This window comes from Arthrobacter sp. 10N418 (assembly GCF_056394725.1).
The window spans coordinates 165,444-183,111 of record NZ_JBFTIK010000003.1; the positions used below are offsets into that span (position 1 = coordinate 165,444).

Below are 17,668 nucleotides of genomic sequence, written 5' to 3' on the forward strand. Positions count from 1 at the left end.
AAGCCCGCCCCCTCCGGTTCAGTGCCCGGCGGTTGCCCCTACGGGCGCCAGCACTTGACGGTACCGGGCCGCGTGCTGCTCCAATTCCTCCTGCTCCACCCGGGGTGCCGAGTGCAGAACGAGGGGTTCAGCCATTTCCAGCCCACAAAGGTGCGCGGTGGCGTCCAAAGGAAGTAGGAGCTCAGCCATCGTGTAACGGTTGTGACCCGTCGGCGCGTAGGACGATTCGGGGCCGCCGGTTGAGAGCACCAGCTGGAGCCGCTTGCCGCGCAGCGCTTCCCCGCCTGTCCCGTAGGCGAAGCCGTAGGTCAGGACCTGATCCATCCATTCCTTCATGACGCCCGGCACGGAGTACCAGTGCCACGGGAACTGCCAGACGATGGTGTCGTGCCCGCGCAGGAGTTCCTGCTCGCGGGCGACGTCGAAGCGGCGGTCCGGGTACAGGGCGGAGAGGTCCCGGACCGTGATGTTGTCCAGGCCGCTGACGGCTTCGGCGAGGTGCGCGGTGATCCGCGAGCTCTCGAGATCAGGATGAGCGACGAGGACGAGGGTGCGGTGTGACGTCATGGAAGGATTGTGCTTCTTTCTGAATCTGAATCGAGACCAACCAGTGCCGCGCTGACCTGCCAGAGGCGGTCCGCGTCAGCCTGGCGGTAGCTGCGCTTTGTTGATTTCCTGGCTTTGCTGTTGGCAAAATACTGGCCGGTCACGTGCTCGAGCTCAGGCGCGGAGGCGAGATGGATCGATTTCTGCGCACCCTGCCCGGGGGTCTTCATCCACCGTGTGACCAGCGGCGTCATGACTTTCTGCAGCCGGCCGGGGTCCTCTGCCCCGAACGCCGTGGCTACCACTCCGGGGTGCAGCACGTTGGCTGTGACACCGGTGCCGGACAGGCTGGCCGCCAAGGCATAAGTGAACAGGACGTTCGCCAGTTTCGACTGGTTGTAAGCCCGCTGCCCCGAATAGGACCGTTCGGCCTGCAGATCCTCGAAGTCCAGGCGGCCCATGGCCGGGGCACCGGAGGACACCGTGACCACCCGTGCCGGGCTGTCCTCCCTGAGCCGGTCGAGGAATACGTCCACGGGCGCCACGGCGACGGCCCGGATCTCCTCCGCCGCCAGATGCGCCCGGTGAAGATTTCATCCGGTAATGGCAACCCGGGCTCCCCTCCCGGCCAGGCCCAGCGCCGTGGCCATGCCGATCCCCCCGGTACCACCGGTGATCAGAACAGTTTTTCCTGCCATGGGCAGCGCTCTGGCCTCGCTCATCTGGGCGTCCTGACTCTGGTGACAACATTCCGGAATGGCCGTAGACAGGGTTGTCTACTTCTGCAGCGAAGGTATCAGACAGACCTGTCTATGCACAAACTGCGCGCCACCAACCCTGCACGGCAGCCCGGGGCGGAAGCCCCCGGCTGCGGGCGGCCGTCCCGCCGTCGGGCGTAAGCTTCATGGCATGGCGAGATACTTCGATGTGCACCCCGAGAACCCCCAGACGCGCTCCATCCACCAGGCGGTGGAAATACTGCGTTCAGGCGGCCTGATCGCCTATCCCACCGACTCCTGCTACGCCCTGGGTGCCCAACTGGGGAACAGGGAAGCCCTGGACCGGATCCGGGCTATCCGGCAACTTGACGACAAGCACCACTTCACGCTGGTCTGCAAGGATTTCGCCCAGTTGGGCCAGTTCGTGCAGATCGACAACGATGTCTTCCGGAGGATCAAGGCTGTCACGCCAGGCAGCTACACCTTCATCCTGCCCGCCACCAAGGAAGTCCCCAAGCGGCTGCTGCACCCCAAGAAGAAGACTGTGGGGGTGCGCATCCCGGATAACCACGTCGTTCAGGCGCTGCTGGCCGAGCTCGGCGAACCGCTGCTCTCCAGCACACTGCTCCTCCCGGATGAGGAGGAGCCCCTCACCCAGGGGTGGGAAATCAAGGAGCGACTCGAGCATGTAGTGGACGCCGTGATCGATTCCGGCGACTGCGGTGCCGAGCCGACCACCGTCATCGACTTCTCCAGCGGCGTCGCAGAGGTCGTCCGTCACGGTATGGGCGACGCGTCCCGGTTCGAGTAGGCGACGAAGCCCGGACGGAGCCCGGCCAGGCAGCACCGGCCAGGCAGCACCGGGTTAGGCCGAGGCCGTCCCGCGCGGCTGTCGGTTGCGCATGCGCCGGCGTATGAGGTCAACGGCAGCGAGGAGTCCGGCAAGAGGCGACAGCACGGCGGCGGCGTAAACAAACAGCAGCCAGCTCAGCGTGGTCACGGGAGACTGCCGGGTGCTCAGCAGGGACAGCCCGCCGAGGAGGCCAAGGGCCCAAAACAAGACCACTCCGGACAGCACTGCGGCCGCGGGGAAGTACTCGTTCGTGACAACTTTCTTAAGGGTTTCCATGGACGCTCCTCATGCGTGGCGGTGGGAGAAGTCCGCCGGGATCACTCCAAGTATGGGGCCCCCGACGGCCGGATTTCCGGAGAATCCCGGGCACGTGATGAAGCTAACTTCCCTGGGGTGAAGGAGGCTTGGGAATGCGTCGGCGGAGGCCACGTCCCAGGCGACGGCTCGCCCTTTCTCAGACGGCAGCCCGGACCCGCTGGAGGAACGAATCGAGCACGCGTCCGGCGTTCTCATGCATGCGCCTGGACTCTGCTGCCGGCATCTGACGGCTCTTGGGCCCGTTCAGGCGCTCACCCAGGTAGAGCAGGGCCGCAAGGACTTCGGACAGCTCGGAGTTACTTTCGGCGCGCTGCCGCAGGAGCCGCAGATGGGCTTCCTGGAGGGCCGGCCCGGGCGCGCAGCCCAGATCACGGTCGAAGAGCCTGCGGCAGCGGTCATAGGCCGACAGGCCCTCGACCGGGAGGCCGGCCTGCTCGTAGGCCGTTACCAGTACTGTCCAGGCCCTTTCATTGAGCGGTTCAGCCCTGATCGCCGCCTGGGCCAGATTGACGGCGGCGTCGGGCTTGTCCAGGAGGGCCGCGGTCTCCGCAGCGAAGATCTGTGCTGCCACTTTCTCAGCCGACTGGCGGTTGCGCGCCTCTTCGGCCCAGTCGGAGGCAAGCTCGAACCCCAGGAGCGGCTCCGCGGAGATCTCCAGCGCCTCGAGCAGCAGAGGGTAAGCCTCGGCCGGAGCAGCCTCGCCGGCAGCCCGGATGAGCTGACGGAAAATCGAAAGGTCCAAGTCCACGAGCTGCGGATCCAGGACGTAGCCGCTGTTGGCCGTACGGAGCGGACCGGTCTTTGTCTGGCCCGGCTGGATCGCCCGGCGGATGCCGCTGACATAGCTCTCAAGTGTTGCAACTGAGCCGTCGCTGGCAGCTTCCCCCCAGAGGATTTCAATCAGCCGGGTCTTCGAAACCGGTGTGCCGAGGTTCAGCAGGAGGATTTCCAGAATGTGCCGGGGCTTGCATCCGCCCATGTCCGCAGCGGTGAGGGCGACACCGTTTCGGCGTACTTCGAACGTTCCGAAAAGGCGAACCGATATTGGGGGTGTAGGCCCGGTCATGTTTTCCACGGTATTCTCCGATTTCCCCAGGTACAACGAAATCAAACGCTGGGCGGAAGGCCGGGACTGCTATGGAACGAGGCGGTACCGAGGCTCTTGTTCCGTCCGACTTTCCAATGACACCGTGACACGCCAATCGTGGCGCAACAAGAACTGAAGCTACCCGATCTTTCGCCCGGAGAAAGACGGGTACAGGGGTCAGTACCGCCGAGTAAACGCGCGGAACGAATAGCAGGTATTCGCACCCGGGAACAGGTAGTTTTGCGTCCACGAGCCGGGAAGTTTCAAGTACCGCCGGGGGCGCCTCGCGGGAGGGACAAAGCCGGGCTCGACAGCGGAATTTCGGCGTTGCCAAAGCACCCCGCGGAGGGGTTCGCGCTACTTCGTGTCGGTCATTTCCTGCGGCACTGCCACCACGTGCCGTTCCGCGCCGTCGCGGAGGACTGCAAGATCAAGTGGCACGCCGATGGCTTCGGCAAAGAGCAGCTTCTGCAGGCTCTCAGCGTTGGAGACCGGGCGCTTCCCCACGCTCAGGACTACGTCACCGGCCTGCAGGCCTGCCCGTTCAGCTGGCGAGCCACTGAGGACTTCGACGACCAGCAACCCCTCCCTGTGTCCGGTCCGGACCACAGCGCTGGGCTGCAGCTGGATGGGGGTGTTCACCAAGCCAAGGTAGGCGCGCCGGACGCGCCCGTCCTTGAGCAGTGACGCAATGATGCGCCGGGACGTGGCGTTGACGGGCACAGCCAGCCCCAGCCCGACCCCGGCCACGGCGGTGTTGATGCCCACAATCCGCCCCCGAGCGTCTGCCAGGGCGCCTCCCGAGCTGCCCGGATTGAGGGCCGCGTCGGTCTGGATCACGTCCTCGATCATGCGCCGGTTGCGCCCGGACCAGACCGGAATCGAACGGCCAAGTCCGCTGACGACGCCGGCCGTCACGGAGCCCGACAGGCCGAACGGATTGCCCACGGCGATGACCAGCTGGCCGACCTTGAGCGACTCGGCGTCGCCCATTTCCGCCGGTGCCGCGGTGGGGGCCTTGCCATGGACGACTGCAAGATCCGAGAGCGGGTCTGCGCCCACAACCTCCACGGCCGTCCTCGTGCCGTCGGCAAAGACGGCGTGACCGCCCTGGGCGCCGCCCACGACGTGGGCGTTCGTGACGAGGTACCCGTCGGAAGTGAACAGCACCGCCGAGCCGGCTCCCGCCCGGAACCTGCCGGCGCGCGAGTTGGCGGTCATCTCGATCGCGGCGACGTGCGGAGTGACGGTTTCCGCGACGCGGATGACTGTTGCGGAATACGAATCCAGCGGGTCCTCCGACGCGTCGGATCCTGACACCCTGCTGATGGCTGTGGCCACGCTGCACCTCCTGCGAACCGGTACTCATCTAAGTGAACCACCGGCGCCGCGGCGGTAGTCCCCGGGCCCCTACGCCGTCAGAGAAATGCGACGCATGAAGCGGCGCCGTGGCAAGAGTTCATGCCGCCGCCGGCCCCGGACTAGGCTCGGGAGTAGACCAGACCGACAGCCGCAGGAGGAACCCACGTGAACGCAGCGTCCGATTCATCCGGACCCCTGCCGCTGCCGGGCCTCACCTGGGGCATCAAGCGCAGCTTCATCACCTACATCCGGGAACTGCCGGACGGTGCCGCCTCCGCGGCCGACGGCGCCGCCGCGCTGGACTCCGGCCTGTTCTGCTTCGCCCCCGGAGACTCCGACTACGATCTGGCCAGTGGCAGGGGCCTGCTGCGCTTCCGCGGTGACGTCCGGGTCGCCGGTCATCACGGAATGATGTTTGTCCGGCTGCTGGACCCCTGGATCGAGTTGTCCGGCAGCCGCGGGATTCTGTCCATCAGTACCGGCGACGTCGACGGAAAGGGCCGCGTTGAGGTTGCCGTCCTGCGCGCCGGGCTTCCCCGCTCCTTCGAGGGGTTCCTGGTCTGGGACCACGTGGGGGTCGTGATCTCGCAGGAGGGTTCCGAGCTGTTCGACGGCCAGTACGCTGCCGGCCAGCCCATGGACCCGCTCTCCATCCGCGTGCCCGCGTGAGGCGGCGCTAACGGAGCCTGGCAGGCCGTACCCGGACCGGCGCGAGGATCCCGATCAGGCAGACGGCCGTGATCGAGCCGGCAGCCATGATCGAGGCGAGCACCACGATCTGGAAACGCCCTGCCTCCAAAGTCGACACTCCCCCGAAGATCGCACCGACAAACGCCCCCGGCAAGGTGACCAGACCCGTCGTCTTGGTCTGGTCGGTCGACGGAATGAGGGCCGAGTACACGGCGCGCCGCGCCAGCTCCAGCGTCGACTGCCGCCGCGTAGCACCCAAAGCCAGCCACGCCTCAACCTCGTCCCACCGCTCGTTCACGGTCTCGGCAAAGTGGCGGCCTGCGAGCGTGGCGATCGACATCGCGTTGCCGATCACGATTCCGCCGATCGCCAGGGCGTAGCGCGGCGTGAACGCGATCGCACCTGTGCTGAATACCACCACCAGCGTGGCACCGATTCCCGCGGCCATGGAACCACCGACCAGCGCCAGCCGGCCCCACGTCCAGCCGATGCGTCGTGAGGCTGTCACGGCGGCGACGGTGAACATGACGAGCAGCGCGGCGGCGACCCAGGCGGGGCTGGTGATCACGCCGCCCAGAACCAGGCTGATCACCGCGAGCTGTGCGGCCCCGCGAAGGATGGCGAGCACCGGAGCGGCGCTGTGCGGGGTGCGGAATGCTGCCAGGACGCCGACCGTCAGCATCATCAGGAGCACGACGCCCAGCATCGTCGGGAGGAAGGCGGCAAGCTCGGTCATCAGGCAAGCCTATAGACCGCGTTATGGCCGTGCCGGCACCGGCCTGTTCCGCGGCCGGCAGCTGGGCCCAGGCACCGGGCGGCCGCCGGTTCACCTCTCAGGCGTCATTCCGCCTGCGGCACCTGCTGGGCTGCCCCGAAGAGCCAGCCCGAGACGTCGCTGCGCAGGACAACATGGGGGCCGCCGGTGGCACTGACGCTGCCGTTGGGGACGTAGTATCCCCGGCCCGCGCCCGGTCCGCCGGCTGCCCGGTCCAGGGCCTCCGTAAGGCCTCTGCTCAGGTGGCCCTGAGGTCCCAGCGACCGCAGCTCGTCCAGTTCCCCTGGCGTGAGCCTTCCCAGCACTGCAGCTATATCGGCCATCATGGATCCCTTCGGGCGGATGGTGCCTATGGAATCAGGCTAGGACACGGAAATTAACGGCGCGTGACGTCCCGGTGACCAGTGTCGAACGCTTCCTGCACGGCGGGATCCTGGCCCGTCGCCGCGGGATGTCGTGAGGGTCACTGCCCCGGAGCCCCCGGTTCCCAGCAAATTCAAGGTGGGATGCTGTACCGTTCAATCCCGGAAACCCCGACCAGCACCAGTGATACAGCAATCGAAATGAGTACCCAACACGTGGCAACCGATTATGACGAAGTCCGATCCGACGTCGCGGAATCACGCAACGCTTCTTTGGAGGCCCTCCGCTCCGCAAACGCACCTGACGCGCGCAGCGTCGTCCGTGAACTCGACGAGGCGGACACTTCCGAAGGCGTTGAGCTTCCGGGCGCTGACCTGTCCGGCGAGGAACTGACGGTCACAGTCATTCCGCAGAAGGACGACGAGTTCACCTGCTACTCCTGCTTCCTGGTCCGTCACCGCTCCCAGCTGGCCCGCGAAAAAGACGGGCACGCATACTGCGCTGACTGCCTCAGCTAAGGCTCTGGTCCCGCGCAGGCGACCACCCCGCGGGCCGGGCCCGCGCCGGCCCGCCTCGACGCCCCTGCGCCGGGCCCTCCCTTCACAATCAGGCACGGCCGGTGCCGGACATGCCTTGGGGCGCACGTTCCGCTACGCTCCTCATTGACGATGCGGCGAGTGCCGGTCCGTGGCCGGAGGCAGACCCATGCGACACAAGGACACCGACGGGCGGGATACGGCCGGTGCGGTCCCGCTGGCTGCATGCCCTGATGTCCAAGTCTCCTGCACGCCGGACACGGCCGTGGTTCCCGACGGCGGATCCGGCGGCCGGGCGTGACCGGGGGCCGCAACGCGCAGGACAACCCGGGCTCCCTTTCGCTCCCTGTGCCCGACGGCGGCCTGCCGGCCGCACGGCTCCGCGCACCGGCAGCCGGCAGCACCGGAGCAGGTCCCAACCCTGCAGGCCGTAACCGGAGAAGCCGGCCTGGTCGTATCTGGAGCCTGAAGCGCGAATGGTCCAGGGCGTTCCTCTTGATGCTGGTGGCCCTCCTGGTCGGGGCAGCCGCAACGATCCTGGGTGTCCGGGGCGTTACCGACCAGGTCCAGGACACCGCGGGCCGGCTGCGCCTCGAATCGCAGAGCGTGGCGGGGCTGCGTGCAGTTCTCGAGACGAACGAGCAGACAGGTCTCCGGCTGCTCTCCGGCTCATCCGCCGAGGCGGATGCTTTCCTCCAACAACAACAGGATCTCGCCCGCCGTTTCGACGACGCCGCAGCGGCCCTCCCGGCCGAGCGCGGGATGCGCGCAACCATGATCAAAGCCCGCGCGGCATGGCAGGAAAGCCTGGCCGCCCACGGACTCTGGGGCGGGCAGGTGCTGACCCTTCACGGGAACCACTCCGACGAGGCTGCGGCATTCGCTGCAGAAACCTCAGGCAGCCGTGAGATGCTGGCCGGCATCGAGCGATCCTCCCTCGAAGAGATGGATGCCGGCCTCGCGTACGGCGCGGAGCTCCAGCAGATCGTGATCGCGGCGCGAAGCGGGCTCTTCGTCCTGGCCGCCGCCGGCGTCGTGTACTTCCGGCGGCGGATGGTCAAATACCTAGTCCGGCCCATCGAAGGCCTGCACCGGGGGGTCATGAAACTTCAGAACGCGGACTACACCCACCGGATTGACGTCGTCCGCCGGGACGAACTGGGCGAGCTGGCGGAGGCCTTCAACACCATGGCCGCCGCCGTCCACGGCAGCCACCTGGCGCTGACCCACCGGGCCACCCACGACCCCCTCACCGGCCTGGCGAACCGCGCCGCGTTGACCGAGCGATTGGCAAGCCCGCTCCAACCCGGCAATGACGGCACGCCCCGGCACGAGGGACTGTTGGTCATCGACGTCGACGACTTCAAGGATGTCAACGACTCCCTGGGCCATGCAGGAGGCGATGCGCTGTTAATCCAGCTGGGCCAGCGGCTGCAGGCCTGCGTGCGCGGGCGCGACCTCGTCGCCCGCCTCGGCGGGGACGAGTTCGCCATCGTGGTCGCGGACGACGGCGGCGGCTCCCCCACGGGCGACATCGCTGAACGGATCCATGACGCCCTGCGCGCACCTTTTTCCATCGGCGGCGTGCGTTCGAAAGTCACCGTCAGCATGGGGCCGTGGAGAGACGCCCCGAGTCCGCAGACCCCGCCGAGCTGCTGCGGCAGGCGGACTTTGCGATGTACATGGCCAAACACGGCGGAAAGGGCCGCTACCAACTCTTTGACGCCGACGGGTACGACCACATGACGTACCGCACGGTCCTCCGGGCAGACCTCGCCTCTGCTGTCCCGGCCAGGCAGCTGCGCCTCGACTACCAGCCCGTTGCCGACCTCCTCACCGGGCAGATCGTCGGGCTGGAGGCGCTCGTCCGCTGGGAACACCCGACCCTCGGACGCCTCGGCCCCGCGGAGTTCATCCCGCTGGCCGAAGAAACCGGCGACATCGACGCCATCGGCTGCTGGGTCCTCAAGACGGCAAGCCGACAGGCCGCCGGCTGGCGGCGGTCGATGCGCCACTGCGAAGACCTGTGGGTCTCGGTCAACCTCTCCACGCTGCAGCTGCCCAGCCCGCGGAGCCTGGCCGCCATCGAAAGCCTCCTTGCCGACCCTGCAGCGCAGGCGGAGAAGGTGGTGCTCGAAGTCACGGAAACAGCACTGGCGACCAGCGTCGACGGAGGCATTGCAGCGCTGAACAAACTCAAGAGTCTCGGCGTCCGCATCGCAATCGACGACTTCGGCACCGGTTACTCTTCGCTCAGCTCCCTGGCGGTGCTGCCGGCCGACATCCTCAAGATCGACCGGTCCTTCCTCGCGGCGCACTCCCCGGACACGCCGTCGGCTGCGATGCTCGAGGGCATCGTGGGACTGGCCCGGAAACTGGACCTGGACGTCATTGCCGAAGGCATCGAAGACCCAGGCCAGCTGGCCCTCCTGCGATCGCTCGGATGCGGCATGGGGCAGGGATTCCTCCTGGCGGGCCCCAGCCCCTCCGCCATTGTCGAGGCGCTGCTTGCCTCGGGCACCCGCCTCCAGCCTCCGTCGACGCCGGACGGTTCAGGCGAGAGACCCCCGGCCTGAGGGTGTCACTGGGCTTCGAAGGCGAGCGTCGGTTCGTCGGGTGTGGCCAGGGTCAGGACGGCTTCCTCGACCGTTTCGTGGTCTTCGAGGTCGCTTTCCACGCGGCGCAGCGCCACGGCGACCTCGTGCTCGGGGTGGTCCCCCGCCATGTCCACAGCGGCCACAAGGTACAGCTTGCGTGGTCCTACGAACTCAAGGTGCAAGTACGTTATCCGCGCTATGTCCGGGTGCTCCAGCAGCCGGCGGGCCATTGACCGCTCGATGTCCGCGGTCACGCCCTGGCCAACGAGGAAACGCCGGTTGCGCTCAATGAGCACGACGGCCACTACTGCGAGCAGAATGCCCACCAGGATGGACCCCACAGCGTCCGGCACGGCGGATCCCGTGATCTGGTGCAGGACAATGCCGGCAAAGGCAATGGCCAGGCCGAGCAGGGCCGCCGCGTCTTCGGCGAATACTGCCCGCAGGGTCGGATCGGAGCTCTTCAGGACCTGGTCCAGGGTGTGCCGCTCAAGTTCGCGCGCTGCCTTCCGGGTCTGCCGGAACGCCTGGGTGAAGGACACGCCTTCCAGGACGAACGCGACCGCCAGTACGACGTAGGCGAGCGCGTATTCGCCCGCGGGCTCCGGTGCCATCAACTGCTGGATGCCGTGCATGATCGAGACCACGGCACCGGCCGTGAACAGTCCAAAGGCGGCAATCATCGACCAGACGTAGGCCTCCCGGCCGTAACCCATGGGGTGTGTCTTGTCCCGCTTCCTGGCCGCCTTCCTTTCCGCGATGAAAAGGAACACCTGGTTCCCCGTGTCTGCCCAGGAATGGGCAGCCTCGGCGGTCATGGAGGCCGATCCGGACACGAGGGCGGCGGCTGATTTTGCCAGCGCCACAAGAACGTTTGCGGCAAAGGCGATGATCACCGTCAGCGACGTTGCCCCCTGTTTCTCGCGTTTCACAGTCGTGTTCCCTCTCGCCGCCTTCGGATACGTGGCCACTGCCTACGCTATCCCCTCCGGCGGCCATCCCGGGGCACCGAAGGCATCGTGAGGGGCGGTGCTATTTCGCCGCTGCCGGAGCAGAATGGAGATTGTTCACATCCATTGCTCTTTCCCAGCGTCGAGAGGGTGCGCCATGAATACTCGCAGGATTCGGGCTTCGCTGTTGCTGGTCCCGGTCTTGATTGCAACTGGCGGCTGCGCGGGAGGCGGCGGGTCCCCGTCGTCGACGCCGGCACCATCCCAAAGCGCAACGGCGAGCATGCCGATGGGATCCTCCGCCCCCATGACCACCGCATCCACGGGAGGCGGAAGCGCCGCAGGGCTTGCCATCATGATCAAGGACTTCGCCTACGGGGATTCGATCACAGTGCCGGCCGGTGCGACGGTTACGGTGACCAACATGGACACCGCGGCACACACTGTCACGGCCGATCAGGGCGCGGCGTTTGATGTGAAGATCGAGGGCAACGGCGGCACTGCGACTTTCACGGCACCGGCACAGCCGGGCACCTACCCGTACCACTGCACCTTCCATCCCGGCATGCACGGAACGTTGACGGTCCAATGAGCGTGCAAAGCCACCCTGGACGGTCCGTGGGCGTACACCGCGCCGGCATGGCCCTGCGGGTCTTGACCGCCGTCGCACTGTTTATTGATGCCGGCGTCCATATCCATCTCGCGCCCGGCTACCAGGCGGGAAATGCTGCCGGACTAGGCCAGGGCAACCTGTTCCTGCTCGAGGGCGGTGCGGCGGTCCTCAGCGCCCTCTACGTCCTCCTCCGGGGCAGCAGGGCCGCCTACGCAGCCGCCCTGCTGGTCTCACTCAGCGCCTTCGTGGCAGTCGTCCTCTACCGCTATGTGGACATACCGGCGTTCGGCCCGTTTCCCGCCATGTACGACCCCGTGTGGTTCTTTGAGAAGTCCGTGAGCGCCGTCGCGGAAGCCGCCGGTGCGGTGCTTTCCGCCACCGGCTTCGTCAGGGCCCGGCGGGACGGTACCGGACGGCGTTCCCGCGCCGCATCCTGACAGCACCTGCGGCCCTGCAGGGCCGGATGCTTCCGTCCCAGGCCCGCGGAGAACCGCAAGGGGTTGTTGCTAGCATGTGGGCGAGGTGATTCATGCAAAGCACAGCAGCCCGTCGTGCGGTGACCGATGTCGCGGCGGCGCTGGCGGCCTTCCTTGGGGCGGGACTCTGGCTCGGCGCCGACCTCATTGCCGATGCCGGATGGCGCTGCCTGGCCCTTGCGGCGGGTGCAGCGGTTATCGGGCGCGCGGCCGCCTCCATCCTGCACCGCGCCCCCCGGTTCTCGACACCGGCCGATCGCGTCACTCTGCTCAGGGTGGTCCTGGTGGCCTGCTGCGCGACCGTGACGGTTGGGGGGCTGTCCGCCGGGTCGGCACCGGCGGGGTTCCTCGTACTCCTGGGCACACCAGCTCTCCTTCTGGATGCCGTGGACGGGCGCGTGGCCCGCATGACAGGCACCGCGTCGGCTGAGGGGTCGCGTTTGGACACGGATACGGACGGCGCCCTTGTGCTGGTCCTTGCCTGCGCGACGGCGACAACGGTCGGGCTGTGGACCCTGGGCATCGGATTCGCGTACTACGCGTTTCTCGCTGCCGGCAAGGTCCGGCCGTCCCTGCGGGAACCGTTGGCACCGCGCACGTCGCGCAAGGTCATCGGCGCCGTCCAGCCGTCCGCCCTGCTGTTCGCCCTGATCCCCGCCGTCCCTCCCGTACTCCGAGACCTGGGACTCGGACTGGCACTGCTTTTGCTCCTGTATTCCTTCGGCCGCGATGTCCTCGAACTTGAACGGCTGAACAGCAACCGCCGCGGTCTCAGCGGCCGGGCAGGGGCCCCCGCAGGGACGAGTGCAGGGAAGAGTGCAGCAACGAATGCTGGCGCAGCCGCGGGCGCAGCCGCCGGCCCGTGAGGTCAGCGGGTGGCGGCACCACGGGATCAACCATTCGCAGGGCCAGCCGTGCCGGCCGGGAGCGGCTTCGGGGCGAGGCTCGTTGTGGCGGGGCCCTGGATGACGGCCCCGCCGGTGGAGAACCGGGAGCCGTGGCACGGGCAGTCCCAGGTTCGGTCGTCGGCGTTGAATTCGACCGTACAGCCCAGATGCGTGCAGATGGCCGAAACAGCCCGGATCTGTCCCCCGGCGTCGGCGTAGACGGCCGTCTTCTCCCCGTCGATATCCACCACGGTTCCCTCGCCCGGCCGGAGCCCGGCGATGCCTGGCTCCGGCCGGGCCGGAGCCCCGGTGTTCCCTTCTGACGCGGCGTCCGCTGGCGCGTTGACTGCCCGGGCTGCCCTGCCGGCCGGAGCGCCCCGGTTGGTGTCGAACGCCCGGTTGGTGTCGAAGACTGCCGCCCACGGGTTGTACCGGCCGCACAGGGCATCGGCCAGGATCAGGGCCGCGGCTGTGCCGTTGGTCAGGCCCCATTTGCGCAGCCCCGTGATCATGTGGAGGTGTCCATTGGTCCCGGGCATGCGTCCTGCATAGGGCAGTCCGTCGATGGGCATGCCGTCCTGGGTGGACCAGCGGAAACGGAGCTCCGCGGCGCCGAGACGTTCCCGGGAAAAGACCGCAAGACGGCGGTACCGATCAGCACTGGCGCCGGCCTCGCCCGCCCGGTGGCCCTCACCACCGGTGAGGATATAGCTGGCGCCGGCGATGTCGATCGCGAGGATGGAACGCATCGGCTCGTCCACGCTGATGAACGTCCCCTCCAGCGCCGCAGACGGCGCGCCGCTGGCGATGACGTAGGAACGGTGAAGATAGCAGCGTCCGTCGAAGAACCCCTGATCGCCGAACGGCACATTCGTGGCCACAATGACATCGCGCGCCCGGACTGACCCCCTCGCAGTTTCGACGAGGCATCGCGCACCCTCGCGGACGGACAGCACGCGGGACTCCTCGAAGACGAAGCTGCCGCCGCCGTCGACAGCGCGGGCGAGGCCCTGCAGGTATTTCACCGCATGGAGCCGCGCCTGGCCGTCGAAGCGGACGGCACCTCTGACCGCGAAGGGCAACGGAACGTCGCCGGTGAACACGGAGGGGAGGCCGAGCCTGGCGCCGAGGGCCGCTTCGTCCCGTACCCGGGCCAGGGCGTCCTCACTTTCGGCGTAGGTGTAGTTGGCCACGCGCCGGAAGTCGCACGCGATCCCCTCGTCGGCCACGACCCGCGCTATGTGCTCGACTGCGCCCTGGTTGGCTTGCCCGTAAGTGCCCGCCGTGTCAGCACCGTGCCTGCCCTCCAGCTCCGTGTAGACCAGTCGGTGCAGGGAGGTGACTTTGCCTGTCGTGTGGCCGGTGACTCCGGTTCCGACGCGTGCGGCTTCCAGCACGGCGACGGTCTGGCCGGCGCGTTTGAGGGCCAGCGCCGCCGTCAGTCCCGCAATGCCGCCGCCGACCACCGCGACATCGACGTCGACCTCGACGCCGTCTTTCACCGCCGGAAAGTCGGTGATCCCGCCCGTGGCGACCCATAGCGAGACCTGCCTGCCTTCGAGCCGCTCGTCCACTGCCCCGCCTTTCAGCCAGCATGCCGGTCCCACCTGGCGGCAGGTGCACAACAACGCCCGGCCACCACGGTGAAGATGGACGGAATGTAGCACCGTCCGGGTTGCCTGCATAGGGCCAGGGATCAGACGGTTCCATCCGGCGGAGGGTAGCCGCCGTTCTGCCCCGGGCGTAGACTCGTCACCCCATGAACAAGAACCGCCTCGAGGCCTTCAGCGACGGCGTGCTCGCCATCATCATCACCATCATGGTGTTGGAGCTTCACGTTCCGGCCGAGCCGACCTGGCCGGCACTTCTGGACGAGCTCCCCACACTGCTCAGCTACCTGCTGAGCTTCGTTTATGTGGGGATCTACTGGAACAACCACCACCACATGCTTCACCTTGCCGGCAGGGTCAACGGCAGTGTCCTCTGGGCCAACCTCCATCTGCTGTTCTGGCTTTCCCTGATTCCGTTCACCACACGGTGGATGAACACTGCGGGCCTGGCCGAGATCCCCGTCCTGGTGTACGGGCTGAACCTGCTGCTTGCCGCCATTGCCTACTACATCCTGAAATCGACGCTGATCCGCCAGCAGGGCAGGAACGGCCCCCTTGACGCGGCCCTCGGCCGGGACTGGAAAGGCAAGGGATCCCCCGTTATCTACATCCTTGGCATGGGACTGAGCCTCGTGAAGCCCGTCCTGGGTCTCGCGGTCTACACCGTGGTGGCCGGCATCTGGCTCATCCCGGACCGGCGTGTGGAGCGGTTCCTTACGCGCCCGGCCGAGGCCAGCGGGGTCGGGCCAAACGACTGAGCAACGGCCACGCGCTGCCCGGTTCAGGTTCCTCCGGGCGCGCCGAAGCTCAGGATATCTGCCGCTGCCGTCCAGCCGGAGGCGGTGTAGCTGGCCGTCTCGTCCGGGTCCAGGATTGTGTACAGGGTGCCGGCGCCGTGGACTGCCGCATCGTCGGCGAGGCCGGCCAGCACCGCGGCAGCCAAACCGCCGGGGTCGTCCGGGCTTTGCGCACGGATCCCCCCGACGACGGCGAGATCCTGCTGGACGCTGATCCTGCCACCGGCGACGGGGTGGTCGAAGAGCGAAATTTCGACGACGTCGTAGAACTCGAGGGGCGCCTCGGCCAGCTGGGCGTCCTCGGGCAACGCCGGCGGTGCATCGAGGTCCTCCGTGCGTGCGGTGAGCAGTGAGGCCACCCTGACAGCGGCGAGGCCCCGGCTGGCAGCATAGTTCCGGGCCGCTTCCGGGTCGGACGTGGCCAGAGTGAGGATTGCGCCTGGTTGTTTCAGTACCGCCGCGGCCGCGGCGTCCACGTCGTTTCCGGGCCAGGCGAGGATGTACTCCGCCTGGGGATGTTCCCCGTCCGGCAACGCCGTGACACCGTTCCCTTCGGGGGCCGAGGTTCCGCCGCGGACCGCGGCCCACCCCGCGGCCCACCGGGGCAGTGCGTCCTGCCAGTCAACCATGATCAGCGGCCGCCTTCAGATCCAGGTGGTCCGGCGCAGCGGCGGCTCGGTTCCGCCGGCGCGCTGCACGAGGATCTGGTTGACGCCCGTGATTCCGGCCTCGAAGCCCAGTGCGCTGGCGGCCATGTAGAGCCGCCAGATTCGAGCCCGGCCAAGGCTGCTCGCCGTCACCGCCTCCTCCCACTGTGCTTCGAGGCTCTGCACCCAGGCCCGCAGGGTGAGGGCGTAGTGCCGGCGCAAGGCCTCGACGTCGAGCACCTCGAGGCCGCCGGCTTCCAGCGCGCCCACCATGTCAGCGAGGCTGAGCATCTCGCCGTCCGGGAAGACATAGCGCGGAATGAAGGAATCCGGGTCCGGCGCCGTGGGTCCGGCGTTCCAGGAGATGGCGTGGTTGAGGAGCCGGCCGCCGGGGCGCAGCAGCCCGTGCAACCGGGAGACGTAGTTGTGGATTTGCTCCTTCCCGACGTGCTCTGACATGCCGATGGAGCTGATGGCGTCGAAGGGTCCGTCGTCGACGTCGCGGTAGTCCTGCACCCTGATCTCGATGCGGTCCGTCAGGCCGGCGTCGGCTGCCCGTTTGCGGGCCAGCGCCGCCTGTTCGGTGGAGAGCGTGACACCCACGACGTCGACCCCGTAACGCTCTGCGGCGTGCAGGGCGAAGCTGCCCCAGCCGCACCCCACATCGAGGACCCGCATTCCCGGTTTCAGCCCCAGCTTGCGGCAGACAAGATCGAGCTTGGCTTCCTGGGCGGCCTCCAGCCCGGTATCTTCGTCGTTCCAGACGGCGCACGAATACACCATGGACGGGCCCAGTACGAGGGCATAGAAATCATTGCCGACGTCGTAGTGGTGCGAAATCGCCGCGGCGTCGCGGCTTTTGGAGTGGCGTTTGCCGTACCGTGCGACGCGGGCTTCCTCCGGCGGAGGTGCCGGGTTCGGGCCAATCGCCCCCACCCGGACGGCCGCGGTGACGAGCGTCCAGATTTCACGTGCCGTGAGGGGCCGGAAGGGGCCCGGCTCGGCGAACTTCCCGGCAGAGGTCAGGGCGGCGAACGCCGCGAAGATATCGCCGGGGGCATCAATGTCCCCGGACACGTAGGCGCGGCTGAGCCCCAGCTGACCCGGCGACCAAAGAATGCGGCGGAGGGCCCGGCGGGAGCGGAACTCAACCTTCGGGGCCGCGGCGGGGCCGGCCTCCGAACCGTCCCACGCCCGAAGCCGTAGCGGAATCTCCTGGGTTCCCAGGACTATCGCCAGCGCTTCCGCCAGCCGTGATGCCACACCCGTGGTCTTCGTCATGTTCATTGCCTCTCTTCCAGCACCGCAGACAGGGCAAGAAGCGCACCCGCGCTGTCCATGTGTTCAATGTATTTGGCAACCATGGCCTTGCGACAGGGCTTAAGGCCTTTGGATTCATCAGCAGTGACGATTGCAGTGCGCAAAGCTCTGGCGCTCCCTGCGTCGGGTGCCTATCGTGTTGGCTATGTCTGAAGCATTCCCGTCTCTCGTCGAGACGTTTAAAAACGTTGGCGTGTCCAGGGCCTACGGCGCTCCGGTGCAGATCGCCGGGGAAGAAATTATCCCGGTGGCGTTGGTATCTTTTGGCTTCGGCGGGGGCAGCAGTCCCGACGCCGGACCGGGAACCGGCGATGACGGCAGGGGTGGCACCGGCGGAGGGGGCGGCGGATTCGTGCTTCCGCTCGGCGTCTACGCGCGCGGTCCCCGCGGGCACGTGACGTTTCGGCCCAATATCGTCGTGGTGCTGGCCGGGCTGGTTCCCGTGGTGTGCGCCGTCGGGATGTCCGTCCGCGGAATCCTGCGCACAGTCCGCGCCTAGCAGGTACTTGGGGCGAGGCATCC

Annotated in this window: 22 protein-coding genes; 10 read left to right on the forward strand and 12 right to left on the reverse strand. The window is 67.5% G+C overall.

Annotated features, from left to right (window positions below; genetic code table 11):
* Nucleotides 1-18: 18 nt before the first annotated feature.
* From AC1DCZ_RS03460 to AC1DCZ_RS03470, 3 genes are read right to left on the reverse strand one after another with little or no spacing between them, the layout of a single operon-like run.
* On the reverse strand, nt 19-567 hold the full coding sequence (locus AC1DCZ_RS03460; RefSeq protein ID WP_476973384.1) for an NAD(P)H-dependent oxidoreductase: 549 nt from the start codon (nt 565-567) through the stop codon (nt 19-21).
* The gene (locus tag AC1DCZ_RS03465; RefSeq protein ID WP_476973385.1) at nt 564-1,082 is read right to left on the reverse strand and encodes an SDR family NAD(P)-dependent oxidoreductase; all 519 of its coding nucleotides are present in this window, start codon (nt 1,080-1,082) and stop codon (nt 564-566) included. Before AC1DCZ_RS03465 ends, AC1DCZ_RS03460 begins: the two co-directional genes overlap by 4 nt.
* Before the next feature lie 57 nt (nt 1,083-1,139).
* Nucleotides 1,140-1,268 (reverse strand): hypothetical protein, encoded by a 129-nt coding sequence (locus AC1DCZ_RS03470; protein WP_476973386.1) that lies wholly within the window; start codon nt 1,266-1,268, stop codon nt 1,140-1,142.
* A gap of 187 nt (nt 1,269-1,455) precedes the next feature.
* Between AC1DCZ_RS03470 and AC1DCZ_RS03475 the strand changes: the two genes are divergently transcribed.
* Entirely contained in the window at nt 1,456-2,076 is a 621-nt protein-coding gene (locus AC1DCZ_RS03475; RefSeq protein WP_476896145.1) for an L-threonylcarbamoyladenylate synthase, read from the forward strand.
* Nucleotides 2,077-2,130: 54 nt separating this feature from the next.
* Here AC1DCZ_RS03475 and AC1DCZ_RS03480 read toward each other — a convergent pair whose 3' ends face one another.
* The 3 genes from AC1DCZ_RS03480 to AC1DCZ_RS03490 all read right to left on the reverse strand — a co-directional run bounded on the left by AC1DCZ_RS03480 (nt 2,131) and on the right by AC1DCZ_RS03490 (nt 4,864).
* A complete protein-coding gene (locus AC1DCZ_RS03480; RefSeq protein ID WP_476896146.1) occupies nt 2,131-2,394 on the reverse strand; it encodes a hypothetical protein in 264 nt (87 codons plus the stop codon).
* Between the two features lie 178 nt (nt 2,395-2,572).
* Nucleotides 2,573-3,415 carry an AfsR/SARP family transcriptional regulator gene (locus tag AC1DCZ_RS03485; protein WP_476973387.1) on the reverse strand — a complete coding sequence of 281 codons (843 nt, stop codon included), beginning with the start codon at nt 3,413-3,415 and terminating at the stop codon, nt 2,573-2,575.
* Between the two features lie 465 nt (nt 3,416-3,880).
* The gene (locus AC1DCZ_RS03490; protein ID WP_476896148.1) at nt 3,881-4,864 is read right to left on the reverse strand and encodes a S1C family serine protease; all 984 of its coding nucleotides are present in this window, start codon (nt 4,862-4,864) and stop codon (nt 3,881-3,883) included.
* 186 nt (nt 4,865-5,050) lie between these two features.
* Between AC1DCZ_RS03490 and AC1DCZ_RS03495 the strand changes: the two genes are divergently transcribed.
* A complete protein-coding gene (locus tag AC1DCZ_RS03495) occupies nt 5,051-5,554 on the forward strand; it encodes an HtaA domain-containing protein (RefSeq protein WP_476896149.1) in 504 nt (167 codons plus the stop codon).
* 7 nt (nt 5,555-5,561) lie between these two features.
* Here the strand turns inward: AC1DCZ_RS03495 and AC1DCZ_RS03500 are convergent, their stop codons facing one another.
* Together AC1DCZ_RS03500 and AC1DCZ_RS03505 are read right to left on the reverse strand one after the other, a co-directional pair.
* Nucleotides 5,562-6,311: an ABC transporter permease gene (locus tag AC1DCZ_RS03500; RefSeq protein ID WP_476973388.1), complete on the reverse strand. Its 750-nt coding sequence runs from the start codon at nt 6,309-6,311 to the stop codon at nt 5,562-5,564.
* A gap of 104 nt (nt 6,312-6,415) precedes the next feature.
* Nucleotides 6,416-6,676 carry a hypothetical protein gene (locus tag AC1DCZ_RS03505; protein WP_476896151.1) on the reverse strand — a complete coding sequence of 87 codons (261 nt, stop codon included), beginning with the start codon at nt 6,674-6,676 and terminating at the stop codon, nt 6,416-6,418.
* Nucleotides 6,677-6,928: 252 nt separating this feature from the next.
* Here AC1DCZ_RS03505 and AC1DCZ_RS03510 point away from each other — a divergent pair, with 252 nt between their 5' ends.
* From AC1DCZ_RS03510 to AC1DCZ_RS03520, 3 genes are all read left to right on the forward strand, one after another.
* Entirely contained in the window at nt 6,929-7,231 is a 303-nt protein-coding gene (locus AC1DCZ_RS03510; protein ID WP_476896230.1) for a DUF4193 domain-containing protein, read from the forward strand.
* Between the two features lie 315 nt (nt 7,232-7,546).
* A complete protein-coding gene (locus AC1DCZ_RS03515) occupies nt 7,547-8,995 on the forward strand; it encodes a diguanylate cyclase domain-containing protein (protein ID WP_476973389.1) in 1,449 nt (482 codons plus the stop codon).
* On the forward strand, nt 8,992-9,825 hold the full coding sequence (locus AC1DCZ_RS03520) for an EAL domain-containing protein (RefSeq protein ID WP_476973483.1): 834 nt from the start codon (nt 8,992-8,994) through the stop codon (nt 9,823-9,825). Before AC1DCZ_RS03515 ends, AC1DCZ_RS03520 begins: the two co-directional genes overlap by 4 nt.
* 5 nt (nt 9,826-9,830) lie before the next feature.
* Here AC1DCZ_RS03520 and AC1DCZ_RS03525 read toward each other — a convergent pair whose 3' ends face one another.
* Nucleotides 9,831-10,778, reverse strand: coding sequence for a cation diffusion facilitator family transporter (locus AC1DCZ_RS03525; RefSeq protein ID WP_476896153.1), 948 nt, complete (start codon nt 10,776-10,778; stop codon nt 9,831-9,833).
* Nucleotides 10,779-11,103: 325 nt separating this feature from the next.
* Between AC1DCZ_RS03525 and AC1DCZ_RS03530 the strand changes: the two genes are divergently transcribed.
* The 3 genes from AC1DCZ_RS03530 to AC1DCZ_RS03540 all read left to right on the forward strand — a co-directional run bounded on the left by AC1DCZ_RS03530 (nt 11,104) and on the right by AC1DCZ_RS03540 (nt 12,751).
* Nucleotides 11,104-11,388 (forward strand): cupredoxin domain-containing protein, encoded by a 285-nt coding sequence (locus AC1DCZ_RS03530; RefSeq protein WP_476896154.1) that lies wholly within the window; start codon nt 11,104-11,106, stop codon nt 11,386-11,388.
* Between the two features lie 26 nt (nt 11,389-11,414).
* Nucleotides 11,415-11,846, forward strand: coding sequence for a hypothetical protein (locus AC1DCZ_RS03535; RefSeq protein ID WP_476896155.1), 432 nt, complete (start codon nt 11,415-11,417; stop codon nt 11,844-11,846).
* A gap of 92 nt (nt 11,847-11,938) precedes the next feature.
* Nucleotides 11,939-12,751, forward strand: a complete 813-nt coding sequence (locus AC1DCZ_RS03540) for a CDP-alcohol phosphatidyltransferase family protein (RefSeq protein WP_476896156.1) — start codon at nt 11,939-11,941, stop codon at nt 12,749-12,751.
* Nucleotides 12,752-12,777: 26 nt separating this feature from the next.
* Here AC1DCZ_RS03540 and AC1DCZ_RS03545 read toward each other — a convergent pair whose 3' ends face one another.
* On the reverse strand, nt 12,778-14,346 hold the full coding sequence (locus AC1DCZ_RS03545) for an FAD-dependent oxidoreductase (RefSeq protein ID WP_476896157.1): 1,569 nt from the start codon (nt 14,344-14,346) through the stop codon (nt 12,778-12,780).
* A gap of 185 nt (nt 14,347-14,531) precedes the next feature.
* Here AC1DCZ_RS03545 and AC1DCZ_RS03550 point away from each other — a divergent pair, with 185 nt between their 5' ends.
* Nucleotides 14,532-15,140 carry a TMEM175 family protein gene (locus tag AC1DCZ_RS03550; protein ID WP_476896158.1) on the forward strand — a complete coding sequence of 203 codons (609 nt, stop codon included), beginning with the start codon at nt 14,532-14,534 and terminating at the stop codon, nt 15,138-15,140.
* Nucleotides 15,141-15,163: 23 nt separating this feature from the next.
* Here the strand turns inward: AC1DCZ_RS03550 and AC1DCZ_RS03555 are convergent, their stop codons facing one another.
* Nucleotides 15,164-15,808, reverse strand: a complete 645-nt coding sequence (locus AC1DCZ_RS03555; RefSeq protein WP_476896159.1) for a hypothetical protein — start codon at nt 15,806-15,808, stop codon at nt 15,164-15,166.
* A gap of 15 nt (nt 15,809-15,823) precedes the next feature.
* The gene (locus AC1DCZ_RS03560; RefSeq protein ID WP_476973390.1) at nt 15,824-17,107 is read right to left on the reverse strand and encodes a class I SAM-dependent methyltransferase; all 1,284 of its coding nucleotides are present in this window, start codon (nt 17,105-17,107) and stop codon (nt 15,824-15,826) included.
* 184 nt (nt 17,108-17,291) lie between these two features.
* Here AC1DCZ_RS03560 and AC1DCZ_RS03565 point away from each other — a divergent pair, with 184 nt between their 5' ends.
* The gene (locus tag AC1DCZ_RS03565) at nt 17,292-17,645 is read left to right on the forward strand and encodes a hypothetical protein (protein WP_476896161.1); all 354 of its coding nucleotides are present in this window, start codon (nt 17,292-17,294) and stop codon (nt 17,643-17,645) included.
* The last annotated feature ends 23 nt before the right edge of the window (nt 17,646-17,668 follow it).